This is a genomic window from Nostoc sp. NMS9 (assembly GCF_017114995.1).
In the GTDB taxonomy this organism is placed as follows: domain Bacteria; phylum Cyanobacteriota; class Cyanobacteriia; order Cyanobacteriales; family Nostocaceae; genus Nostoc.
The window spans coordinates 1-12,114 of sequence record NZ_JABXKL010000035.1; the positions used below are offsets into that span (position 1 = coordinate 1).

Here is a 12,114-nt window from a genome sequence, read left to right on the forward strand (position 1 = left end):
ATGGGATATCACGATTACTCCAGTTTGATTGGGATCTTATTTTCTTGCAAGTCCCTAAGTACCAGCCTGTAACACTCATGACTTGTTCACAGGTGCAATGGCATCGGTAATGAATAAAAATAAATCAGAATGATTTTTTATGAAGCTTCAGCCTCTTTGTCACCCCGTCAGTGGGCAGACCAAAATATTGCTGAGTCAATGAATTTTACTTTTTACTCAGCAATATTTTGGTGAGAAAGGTTTTCGTGAGTTTCTACGGTTATAACAGAAGCCGACATTAGGATACACTGGCATTTGAATACACCGGAAGTTGATCAGCGACTTAGTTTGTCGCTTCTGGTAACTTCCTTCCTAGTATCCTATCGCTTTTGGCTGTATGAAACTTACTCCAATCTACGGTAAGTCTCCCTGAAGAAGGTTTCTTAGCCTCTAAAACGACTGTCACTGTTTTGAAGCTATAGCCTTAGAATATTTACAAGCTTTACTTCTGAATTAGCTTTCTCTAGATAAAAATACTGTTTTTGCTGTGTAAGCTGACATTCTACCTGTTTCATCCAGATTTGTGTAGCTTATTAACAAATCAGCGGATTCATTAATATTAAGCCTGTTTTACTATTTAGTTTCCTACCCCGACCTATTAGACAGCTAGAGTGTTCATTTCATTTTGTTCAATAGCTTTTAGCCCTTATCGCTCCCATGCTGACCCATCACCGCAAGCCCGTGTGCTTATCACTTATTTCCACTGACCTACCGATCTGGTCTGTTGTCGAAACTGCCGCGACATTGTATCAAAAAGATAGCGACCGATTCCATTTACTGATGACGGCACCGCCCTTAATTAGCTGCGAAGTAGAGAGTGTCATAAGTCCAGAAGACACACTTCCCCAAAGAAAGAGCAAAGCTTACGCCCCTAACAGTCCCAGAATTTTGTGGCTGGAGATTTCCCCTTACCGAGTCATCATGACTATGCAAGGTAATGCTCAAGTGAGTTACCGTCACTTTTGGGAACAGGGTGTTTATGGCATTAGTCGCTATTGGTTGCCAACTGAGTCATTGCAACCTAACGATCCTATTCGTTTACGAAATTTTACTCGTAGCCTAACCCTCAACGGACATCCCTTACCAGAGCATTTGCGGCTGGAATATGAATTGTGGGCAGAAAAAGTCCAATTAGGATGCTACATACTGAATTTGGAAATTAAACATTAATAAGCGTGGGCAGTACCCAACCCCTTCTCCCACACTTGGGAGAAGGGGAGCCAATTTTAAAGTCCATTTCAAAGTCCCTCTCCTTTGGGCTACGGTGTACACACATCTAGGTAATGAAGCCTACACCCTGTACCCCCCTTAACATTGGTGTCAACTTAACGTGAAAGCCAGCCTAGAACCAGCTTGTAGAGATTGTCTCTTATCTCGTTCTTATCTCGTTCCCAGTCTCCGACTGGGAATGCCCGTCGCTGAGGCTCCGCCTCAAGACTTGCGGCAGAGCCGCTTTTGATTTGCATTTTCAGCCTCTTGCTGGAAACGAGATTTGAAAAGGGTTTTAGCTTAAGTTGACACCAATGCCCCCCTTAATCCCCCCGATGCAAAGCTACGGTGTACACACAAGTCGTGAAATTCCACTTGACGCTTGGTTTCGTCCTCTAGCTCTAGGTTGTTGGATTGTTCCGGGAAGTCCGTCATTGCGAACGCGAGTGCGTCTCGTAGAGAGGAGGAACGACGAACGTAAGTGCGTGTCGCAGACAAGCAATCGCAAAAACTACGGGATTATGCGATTACTAAGCGAAGCTCGTAATGACAATTTTATTGGATCTAGAAAGCTTGAAACCCTTGCAGATACCACTTGTGTGTACACCGTAGCTGATGCCTTGGGGGGAAAATCTGGTTCTCCCCCAAGGCATCGGGGGAGTTAGAGGGGGTCGGAAAGACTTGTGTGTACACCGTAGCTCCTTTGGGAGAGGGATTTAGAGTGAAAGCTCATTGATTTATGTAAGAAGTCTATTTACTTTAAGGAAGAAAGAAGTTTTCTGGACTAAAAGTTCTTCTCAACTAAACTTTTTGAATACTCCACAATTGTCTCAACCAATTCAAAATTCAATAAGCCTCCCACATAGAAGGTCTTGCGTTGACCTTGCATAGCTTCTAAGCGATCATAAAATCCCGCTTGCATGACCTCTGAGGTAACGTGAGGAAAGTAAGGCCACTCATCGTAAGTGTAGTAATCATCATCTACCTGCACTCCCAAATTCTTTACTGTCTTTTGAATCCCTTGGAGAACATCTGTTTTAGTGGTTTTTCCCTGGCTATCTAGGCGAGTGTAAAAGGCAATCAGGTCATTGTCAGCAAACTGTTGAGCAATAAACCAGGGATTCCCCACCGCATTTAAGGGAATGACATTAGTTACTGGAGTTGGCATTTCCAGATCGGGAATCAGATACGTAATCAAACTGTAGGGATTGAGAATGATTTGCTCAAATAGGTCTTTCTCTGCTGGTGACAAATCGAGAAAGGTGTTGAGGACATTCAGCGTCAACGGACAAGCTAAAACCAGATAGTCAAATTCTAAAACTTCTTCATGGGTAACAATCTTGTCAAGAATCTGCTCCTGCTCGGTGAACCGCACCCGCGTAATTGCCCCACGCTTGATTTCCTTGATGTCAATATTCAAGCGCACATTTATTCCCCAAGCAACACGCTCCCAGAAGCGTTGGAAACCATCAGTAAATCGTTTAGGCCAACCACAGCGCAAATCTGCACCGTAAGTAACTAAAGTCCAAAAGGTTTCTAGAGTCATGTATTTTAAGGCATAGGCAGTGGGGATTTCGTTTAAATAGCCATAGCCCATCGCGGTAATCGGAATTTCAAACAAAGTTGCTAGACATGACAAATCTTTCTGTGCTAACCACTGTGAAAAAGGTTGAGTGAGTTCAGGATGTTGACTGATACCGGCAAACCCAGGAACAGAAATAATTGGTTCTAGCCAAAGACGCTCCCACCAATAGCGTCCAATGGCTGCCAAAAACGTTACTGGGTCAGTTCCCTCAGTAACGGCATTCATAATTGAGGTGTAGGCAGGTTGTCCTGGTTGAGATTTAAAAGGGTTGTAGACTTGGCCTGGCCCTTCACTGTAAAGTTGAGCGCCGACTTCTTCAGCCATTTTTAGGACTTCTTTGTAGGCAGGGGTGAGATAATTTGCTCCTAAGTCAAAGGAACGGGAATTGTAGGTAATAGAACAGCACAATCCCCCTACCCGTCCAGCTTTTTCTAGGACGAGTACGTTGCGGTAGCCTTGCTTTTTCAAAAAGTAAGCCGTAGATAATCCGGCTGCTCCCGCTCCGACAATACAAATTCGTGCATCTTTAGATACTTTAGTCATAATAGTCTTTCTTCCTAGTAGTAATGTGCCCTGGTTTGAGAATGCTGCGATTAGCAGAAGGCAGGAGGCAGGAGGCAAGAGGTAGGAGGTAGAAATGTTACTGTTCCTCACATTCACGCTTTTAAAATCTCCTAATCTATATGCTCTTTGCCAGATCGCAACTTCTACTGAAAATGCGGATAAACTGCTTCTGTGAATAATTGCTGAATGACTGGCTGGTTAAGTAGCGATTCATAGTCTTGTCGCACGGGGATATCGTAACTAGCAGTGCGAGGAGCGATCGCAGATAACCAAGTAGTGTGCATTGTGAAGCCAAAATCCAGTTGTGGATGGCTCAACTTACATATAGGGCCAGCCCCTAATTGATCGGCTTGGAAGATCCAAATTTCGTTGTTATTTCCCCCAAATACCGTACAAACAATATAGCCATCTGTAGAACTGCCATTGCTGTTCAATCTTGGTACAAACTGGGGTGAACTGATGAAGTAACCGGGGGGCGCATCATAAAAATCTGCCACCTCCATTTTGGTTGTATCTAACCGGAACAAAGAAGAAGGGCGATTGTGGAATGCTTCTTGTCGTTCTAGTAATTCTTTTAGTGGTACAGCCCGGTAGGGATAGTCTTCGTACAAGTTGTAAATAAACTCAGTCAGCAGTTCTGGCCAAAAACCGAGGGATTGCCAATAAATATTATCAATTCGTTTAGGAGGCAATCCAGAAGCTAGCTTTTCTTGGCAAGCGTAGAACCCTATACCCCAATGACGGCGAGTATCGTAAATTACTTTAGCATCTCGAATCTGACCTGTCTCGCCGTCTATTTGATAGCGACCCAGACGACCTATATCCATTTGCCCATTAGATAACATTCCTCCTAACCACAAAGGCGCAGATTTGGGAGCGTCGAATTTTGAAATGTCATACTTGCGAACCCATTCGGCAATATCTGTGGCGCAGAGATGGGCAGTATGCATTGTGATTTGACCGTCAGGGTTTTCGTAATCGGTCAAAAAATGCACTGTTTCTAAGGGAATTACGGCTGGGCGGACTACCACAGTAGTCACATCTGCCTTCAGGTCAGCCCGACGCACGATGTAAATGGGGGAATTGGGCTGCTGCGATCGCGTCAGTAATCGCCGCAGGAGGCGCTCAGTTTCCAAACTATCGGGAATTGGATTATTGAGGATTTGTTCTGGGCCAATCTTCAGGGAAGTGTCCATCAGCACCACATAGTCTTTGGTAATTGCCAACTGATGGATGCTTTGTTCAATTCGCACCGGGGAACCATCCGGCAGCATCAACTCCCAGTGCTGGAGTTTACCGACACCATCCCACCGCATCAGATAAACAAAATCTGGCATAGCAGTTCCCAACAAATTCTCGATCCAGCGGATCAATTGTTGCCAGAGACTTTGAGAAAACTTCGAGAACATTCCCAAGGGAATCTGCAAAGGATTGTTGTCTAAAAGTTGAGCGATCGCACTTAGCAGTTGCTCTAGTTCCTGGGGCAGTTGTTCGAGGTCATAAATGAAACGCGCACTTTCAAGAAAATTACTCAGCGATCGCCCATAGTTAACTAAGAAAACTTCGTTAGTATAACCATCAAAGGTCGGGTGAGACGTACTTAACACTGGGGGAAAAGGATAGGAAAAAGGTAGAAACGGTTTCCACTCAGTGTTGGCTCCCACTGGGGTAACAACCTCTAGGCTATTGGTATCAATTTCGTAAGGACGGCCAGCATCATAAGTAATCATTAATCGCTCTTGGCTGTCTGTAGCCGTATTAAAAGCGAGAAAGGCAATATCTACCTCATCTCGCAAACCCAAGGAAGGGGAGAAGCGCAGCAAACCATGATCGCGAAATTGATGAGAGCGATAAGCAAGATTTTTAAAAGTTGCTTGATCTGCATAATAGCAAGGTGTACGTACCAATTTTGTCTTGACAGTCACCTGTCCGCCTTGCCAGTCTAGGCGGTAAATCATCCCATCACCGTTAAAAATGTGGGTTGCATTCGGATTTGGTAAGCCTCCAGAGGCAACACTACCTACAGGAGCAATAATAAACGTATGTCCAGACAAATCTGCCGGTACATGCCCATAGATCGTATTCAGTGGTAAATTCGATAGTTCCTGACGACTGGCAGTCATTGCTGCCTCTGGAAATCGGGGTTCGGGAATTTTACAATTCATTATTGATACCCTGGCATTGCACTCTGATTTGATGTTTTGCTTTTAGGTATAACACTAGGTTTTAATTTAAAAGTTGAGTTTTTGCTCTCAAATGTCCAAACATCAACTTTTTCAGGATTTTTAAATCCAACTATGAAGAGTGCTGAGTTGAAAGACCGCCTACCCCACCCTAACCCTCCCCTTTCCAACTACGGTGTACACACAAGTCTGAAATATCTGATTAACCAAGGTTTTACCCCACCCTAACCCTCCCCTTGGAAAGGGGAGGGAACTAAATTTCCGGTCTCCCCCCTTTATAAGGGGGGATTAAGGGGGGTAATTCGACTTGTGTGTACACCATAGCCCCTTTCCAAGGGCAGGGAACTAGATTTTCCGGTTTCCCCCCAATGCATCGGGGGGATTAAGGGGGGTAATTAAGTGCTGAGTACTTCTTAATTCACTCAGCACTCAGTATGGTAAATCTCTTAGAATTTAACTGCCTCAGTAAAAATTGATGCTATTTGTTGTCCTGGCTGACAGCGGTCAAGATACATCTGCGCGACTTGATCCCACGGGTTTTGCTGCAAGCAATCTTGAAAATACTCGGCTGCTGCTGCAAATTGTTGTTGTTCGTAACACGCTAATGCTGACGCAAATAACTCTAAAGTAGCCGTTTTGCCTGCACTAACTTTTGGGGGATCGGCTGCAAACACTTCATGAACAGTCACAGCATTTGTCTTACCCTTCACCTTCACCTGACCAACTACACGAATGCCATAGCGATCGCGATTTTGTAAGCGCTCAAAAGTTTGGTCGGTAATTAAAAGTGGGGCGTTGAATGTTTTGGTCAATCCTTCGATTCGCGCTGCTAGATTAACCGCATCACTAATCACTGTGCTATCCATGCGATTCAACCCGCCGACTGTCCCCAAAATGAGCGAACCAGTATTAATCCCAATGCCAATTTGAATTGGTAAGTAACCATTGGCTTGACGTTTTTCGTTGTAGGTTGTTAAGGTTTGCAACATGGCAATTCCCGCTAGTACCGCATCATCGGCATCTCCTGCAAACAAGGCCATGATGGCATCACCAATATATTTGTCGATAAAGCCATTGTTTTCCAGAATGATCGGCTCCATACGACTGAGATAGGAGTTAATAAATCGGAAATTTTCGGCGGGAGTCATGCTTTCTGAAAGGGTGGTGAAGGCGCGAATGTCGGTAAATAAGACTGACATTTCCCGCTGCACCTGATCGCCTAATTGCACATCTATAATGCTTTGCTTATTGAGAAATTGCAGAAATTGACGAGGGACAAAGCGCTCATAAGCTTTGTTGAGTGCGGCTAAATCTGTATACAAACGGGCATTTTCAATGGAAATAGCTGCTTGTGCTGAAAGCAGGTTGAGCAACTCCAAGCGATCTGGGGTAAATGCTCCTGTTGTCAAGTTATTTTCTAAATAGACAATTCCTGCTAACTTTCCTTGGTTAATCAAAGGAGTACACAGAATTGATCGCGGTTGGTATTGGCGAATATAGGGGTCTTTGATGAATTCCCCAATCCCGACTGCTTCGTGGATGGCATCGTTTAGGACTACATTAGTTTTAGTGCGAATGACATAGTTAACGATCGCAGTTGAGAGAGTTTGGTTATCTTCAATACTGAGTGATTCCAAAACCTGAATAGTATTCTCACCAACGGTTCCCTGAGCTTCAATTAGAAATTTGCCTTTGGTTGACAACAGCAAAAACCCCCGTTGCGCTCCGGCGTTTTCCATTAAAATCCGCATTAAGTTAGATAAAAGTTTATCTAGCTGAATTTCTTCAGAAAGGGTCTGAGAAGCTTTGATGACTGTCACCAAATCCAATGATTCGGAGCGACTGGTACTTGTGAGACCGGTCGGGTTAGAAGTAGTGGTTGATAAAGTTGAGTTAACAGCTTTTTCGAGAATGCGCGTTAAAATTTGGGGATACTTGGCTTCTAAATCTTTTACCTTGGCGATCGCTCCCCACTGCAAATAAAGATAGCGGGCTTCTTGCAGATAAACTTGGGCTATCTTCAATTTGTTCTGGGCTAGATAAAATTTGGCAGTTAATTCATTGGCGAGAGCCGCTTCATTAAAATACTGGTTTTCTTGGGCTAAGGCAATGGCGCGATCGTAACAGGCGATCGCTTGACTAGATTCTCCATGCACCCGATGCCATTCTGCTTCTACCAGCGCTAATTTATGGGTATAGTTGACAGGAGAAAATTTCGCCCATACTTGCAATTTATTTTGGTTTGCTGCCACTCGCTGGAGTAACTTTTGACGTTCTGTGGCACTGAGAACAGAAGCTAAAGCTAGTCGTCCTAATGAGTCATAAAAGTGGAACCATCCGACAATAAATAAACCCACTACTGCATCTAAATAAGGAATTGCCAAATCAGCATTTTTGACTGCTGTGGTATAATCTTCAAACCAATAATTCAGCGTTAGGTGATTAGTATAAACATAAAAAATAGCTGTACGAAAGTTACCCTCAATCTGCTGGGGTAACATGGCGGTTGCATCATAAAATTCTCCCACCAACTGACAGGGATTAGCATTTTTGCCCTGTAAATTAGCAACTGCTTGGCGATAAAGTTGGATGAGAACAAAAATCGGTTTTTTCTTAAACTGGTGAACTGCCTCTGCGTAAATAGCTAAACATTCATCCAATTCAGCAAGATTTTGACCACTAAAATAGGAATGCATGGTGCATGTATTGGCAGCAAATGCAGCGTACTCGGTATCACCCGTATCGCGCCCAACTTGAAATGCTGCCTCCAGCGAAGGAATAGTATTTTGGAGTGGTTCTTGCCAGTGGCGGACAAAGGAATTAACTACAAATAAAGTTCTAGCTTGCAGGTGCTTGGCATTGAAGCGGTCTAGCACTTTCAAAGCTAATTCACCAAATTTATATCCTCCTTGCAAATCCCCAACAACGCCACAGAGAATTAAGCCATAAGTAGCGTAGGCAAAGGCCGATTCCGCAGCGTTGCCATATTTAGCGGATATTTCTACCTGTTTAAAGACCGTCAAAGGAAAAACATTCGGGGCTGCTAGGTAGGTTGCGGAGGCAATACTAGCAAGGATGCGAATTGCCGCTAATTTCGTGGGATGGGTGAGTTTTGGCAAGTCGGCTAAGGTGTGTACCTGCTTACCTGCCAAAGCAAGTTTAGTTTTTAACAATCCCAGCATAATTTGCGGTTGACCGGGGTTGTTAGCTAAGGGAATGCCCAGCAGTTGCAGAACTTGCAGACCGAGTTTAGAAGCTGCTAAGAGTTGATCGCGGGCGATCGCAGCTTGGATTTTGATGGCATAAACCTGCACCTGATCGACTGTGTTGCGGGTCTTTTGCAGTACTTCATCTGTGAGTGCATCCATGCGCTCAAAGTCCCCACCCAGATAAGCAGCTTCGGCGGCGGCGGTGTGCAATGCCAAAGCTAGCTGATACTGCTGCCGCCAACAGTTAGCTGCTAGGCAGTTAATCCCCATTGTCAGATAATCTAAGGCTGGCTGATATGCTGCTGAGGCTTTGGCTTTGTTACCTGCTGTTAAGTTCAACTGAGCTAGTTTTTGTCGCTGTTGAGGGTCTGTAATCAGGTTGATGCCGAAATTCAGTTGGTTAACAATGTCAAAAATTTTCTCTTCTTGCTTTTGGGGAGTAATACCTTGTAATAATAGTTGCCCAATCTGCAAGTGTACTGCCTGTTTTTGGTCAGTAGAAATCAGTGAGTAGGCTGCTTGCTGGACGCGATCATGCAGGAATTTGTAGACTACATCCAAATTTGTCAAGTTCGCTGTTACTTCTCGATCGGCAACTTGCAAGAGTTGGTAGTCATTGCCTTGGGGTAAAATTAGTCCTGTTTGCACGGCTTCCCAGAGTTGAGCGGCGACATCTGCGAGGGATTTTGAGCTAGCGATCGCTAAGGTATGCAAATCAAAGGAATTGCCAATACAAGCTGCTAATTTTAAGGCTTCCTGGGTGGCTGCTGGCAGCTTTTGAATTTTCAGCGCCATCAACTCCACGACGTTATCAGTAATCTGGGCTGCTTGGATTTTTGCCAGTTGCCACTGCCATTGTCGCTGAGTGAAATTAAACTGTAGCAATCCTTCTGCATACAGCGACTTCAGAAACTCATTCATGAAGAAGGGATTGCCATTGGTTTTCTGCTGAAGCAGTTCTGCTAGAGGAGTAATTTCTGCTAAATCAGTATTGTTGAGGGTATCGCTCAGGAGTTGTTGAATTTGAGGCAATGCTAAGGGCGTTAAGGTGAGTTCGTGAATAGCTACCCCTGCTTGTTCTAACGATGCGATCGTTGTCCGCAGGGGATGGGTTTTATCTACTTCGTTATCACGATAAGCACCAATCAGCAACAGATATTGACTATCTGCCTGACTAATTAACAACTGAATCAGCTGGAGTGATGCACTATCGGCCCATTGCAGGTCATCCAAGAACATCACTAAAGGATGTTCCTTTTGGGTAAAGACTTTAATAAAGTTTTGCAAGACTAAATTAAACCGAGTTTGCGCTTCTTTGGGCGATAGTTCTATAACGGGTGGCTGCTGACCAATAATCAGTTCCACCTCTGCAATCACTTCGATAATCACCTGACCATTGACACCAAGAGTATCTAATAATTTTTTGCGCCAAGTGGTAATTTCTGCTTCACTTGTAGTTAAGAGTTGGCGAATTAAAGCTTGAAAGGCTTGAATTAAAGAACTGTAGGGAATGTTACGTTGAAACTGGTCAAACTTCCCGGAAATAAAATATCCCCGTTGCTGGGTAATCGGTTTATAAATTTCTTGAACTAGGGCTGATTTGCCAATCCCAGAATAACCTGCAATCAGCATCACTTCGCTCTGACCGTGACTAGCTTGCTCAAAAGCTGCGAGCAAATTTGCCACTTCCGCCTCGCGTCCGTACAGTTTTTGAGGAATTTGAAATTTACCGGAGCAATCTTGCTGTCCTAGTTCAAATAGTGGAATTTGCCCTGTAGCGGTGAACATCTCAAGGCATTGCTGTAAATCTGCTTGCAATCCAAAAGCGCTTTGATAACGCGCTTCGGCGGTCTTTTCCAGCAACTTCATCACAATTTGCGAAAGCGCTGGCGGAATTTGGGGATTGATTTGATCGGGCGGAATCGGTTGTTTGGCAATATGGCTGTGAACCAGTTCCACGGGATCATCGCTAATAAAAGGTAAATTCTGGGTCAACAGTTCGTAGAAAGTGACTCCCAAAGAGTAAAAGTCAGTGCGATAATCAATCGAGCGATTCATTCGTCCTGTTTGTTCGGGAGAAATATAAGCGAGAGTCCCTTCTAAAACATTCAGATTTTGCAAAGTGGGATTTTCCCGCGACAGCAAAGTAGCAATGCCAAAGTCAATTATTTTCGTCTGTTGAGTTGTGGGATTGAGAAGAATATTGGCAGGATTAATGTCTTTATGAATAATCTGTTGCTGATGAATTGCTTCTAAAGCAGCTGCTACTTGTATAGCTAATTGCAAAAAATTCTGTAGCGGTAGAGGCGATTGATTGAGTAACTCACGCAGAGGTTGTCCGCCAAAATCCTCTAAAACTAACACTAAGGTGTTTTGATATTTTTTTAAGTCGTAGGCTTGGATAATTCCCGGCGCTTGAAAGCGACGCGTGAGATCGTATTCAAGTTTAAACCGGGCGATCGCTTCTGGGGATGGGTATTCTTGCCACAGAACTTTCAGTACTACTGGTTGTCGATCTAACTCTCGATATCCCCGATAAACCTGAGAATTGGGGCTTGCGTGCAGTTCTGTCAGGACTTTATACCCTTCCAGTGTGATCATAGATTACTCAAGCTTTTTCTGTATTGTAGGGTCTATTCAGTATAAATTGCTTACCTTGCAAGTGAACAGAGATTAGCCGAATGCTACAGTGAGTGGATTGGACGAAAGCGATCGCCTAATGCATATAACGCAATACGCTTGGCTTTGTGAAAAATTGTAGGTTGGGGAGCCACTGCGTTGCGGGGGTTCCCCCCGTTGAAGCAAGTGGCGTTTGAGGGACGAAACCCAACACCTCAAAGTCTTGTATTTGTTGGGTTTCACTTCCTTACGGGACGCTACGCGAACGTTTAACCCAACCTACGCATCTGTTTCATTCTTTTCTGGAATTCGTATAAGTCAAAATCTAAAATCGCAAACGACGCTTCACAAATGTCAGTATTGGATTAAATCTAACTAACTCAGGATAAACAGGAATAAAAGACAGCTTTTGCTTGCTAAATCTAACTGCTAACGTCCTTGCTGAAGTAAAAATTTCGGCTTCATAAATGTCTATTTCCGAAAGGCCGATGATTTTGTTTAACGCTTCTGCATTGCCAATATTACCCAAAGCCGATGCCACGTAGTATCTCACGTCAGAATCAGAGTTCTTGAGGGCGGCGATTAATCCCCGCACAGCTTCTGCATTGTCAATTTTAGCCAAAGCCGATACCGCGTTGCGTCTCACCTCATAATCAGAGTCCTTGAGGGCGGCGATTAATTCCGGCACAGCTTCTGCATTGCCAAT

6 protein-coding genes are annotated in these 12,114 nt (G+C 44.1%); 2 read left to right on the forward strand and 4 right to left on the reverse strand.

The annotated features are described in order from the left end of the window. Nucleotides 1-696 precede the first annotated feature (696 nt). Entirely contained in the window at nt 697-1,209 is a 513-nt protein-coding gene (locus tag HWQ40_RS12355; RefSeq protein ID WP_292778105.1) for a hypothetical protein, read from the forward strand. 353 nt (nt 1,210-1,562) lie between these two features. Further along, on the forward strand, nt 1,563-1,913 hold the full coding sequence (locus HWQ40_RS12360; RefSeq protein WP_292778107.1) for a hypothetical protein: 351 nt from the start codon (nt 1,563-1,565) through the stop codon (nt 1,911-1,913). A gap of 119 nt (nt 1,914-2,032) precedes the next feature. Here HWQ40_RS12360 and HWQ40_RS12365 read toward each other — a convergent pair whose 3' ends face one another. The 4 genes from HWQ40_RS12365 to HWQ40_RS12380 all read right to left on the reverse strand — a co-directional run. Further along, a complete protein-coding gene (locus HWQ40_RS12365; RefSeq protein ID WP_292778108.1) occupies nt 2,033-3,376 on the reverse strand; it encodes an FAD-dependent oxidoreductase in 1,344 nt (447 codons plus the stop codon). 164 nt (nt 3,377-3,540) lie between these two features. Continuing rightward, nucleotides 3,541-5,562, reverse strand: a complete 2,022-nt coding sequence (locus tag HWQ40_RS12370; RefSeq protein WP_292778110.1) for a carotenoid oxygenase family protein — start codon at nt 5,560-5,562, stop codon at nt 3,541-3,543. A 464-nt stretch (nt 5,563-6,026) separates the two neighbouring features. Next, on the reverse strand, nt 6,027-11,390 hold the full coding sequence (locus HWQ40_RS12375) for an AAA family ATPase (RefSeq protein WP_292778112.1): 5,364 nt from the start codon (nt 11,388-11,390) through the stop codon (nt 6,027-6,029). A gap of 343 nt (nt 11,391-11,733) precedes the next feature. Then, nucleotides 11,734-12,114, reverse strand: a 381-nt coding sequence (locus HWQ40_RS12380; RefSeq protein ID WP_292778114.1) for a HEAT repeat domain-containing protein, incomplete at its 5' end; no start/stop codon positions are given.